The following is an 857-nucleotide window of genomic DNA, read 5'->3' on the forward strand; positions in this document are numbered from 1 at the left end:
TTCACGGATTGACCTGTAGGTTTCCGGAAAGTATATGCTCCGGAAGCATATATCTAGCCCCCGACGGGAAATCCTCGGTGTGGCAGCCGTGATGTGCTATGCGCGGCGTGGTGTGGTGTCGCAATGTCGAAGAACCAACCACGCTGCCACTGCGGCGGTGAAATGAAACGCAACGGCACCACCAGCAAAGGCACCACCAGATGGCGCTGCAAACAATGCGGCGCCTCCAGCGTCAAACGTCGAAACGACATCACCAACGCGGCAGTGTTCACCCAGTTCATCGAGCATTGCACCACCGCAATATCACTCGACGACCTAGCCAAACGAAACGGTGTTAGCCGCGCCACCATGAAGCGGCGCTTCAAGTGGTGCTGGCTCGTTGATGTGCCTGACCCCACCGCCGGCCACCACAAGCGGATCTACGACCAGGTATTTCTCGATGGCACCTACACCGCCGGTGGCTGCCTGATCGTCGCGGCGACCATCGACCACGTGATCGCCTGGCACTGGTGCAAACACGAAACCACCCGCGACTACCAACTGCTGCTTGAACGCATCGAAGCCCCACTCATCGCCGTCATCGACGGCGGCCAAGGCGCATACAGCGCAATCAAAAAGTGCTGGCCGACTACGAAAATTCAACGCTGCCTCGTCCACGCCCAACGCGTGGTCCGCCGCTACACCACCACCAACCCACGCACCGATGCCGGGCGCACCATCTACCGACTTGCGCTGAAACTGACCCGGATCACCACACTGGATGAAGCCGCCGCGTGGGGTGTGCAACTGCACGAGTTTTCAACGATCTACCGGGAATGGATGAACGAGAAAACCATGATCAAAGACCCCAAAACAGG

General features: G+C 58.8%; 1 pseudogene. It reads left to right on the plus strand.

Going from position 1 to position 857, the window contains the following annotated elements:
- Positions 1 to 123: 123 nt before the first annotated feature.
- A pseudogene (locus O3669_RS10865) lies at positions 124 to 857 on the plus strand (IS256-like element IS1249 family transposase); the annotation flags it as partial.

It is taken from the genome of Pauljensenia sp. 20925_1_34 (assembly GCF_041432775.1).
GTDB lineage: Bacteria > Actinomycetota > Actinomycetes > Actinomycetales > Actinomycetaceae > Pauljensenia.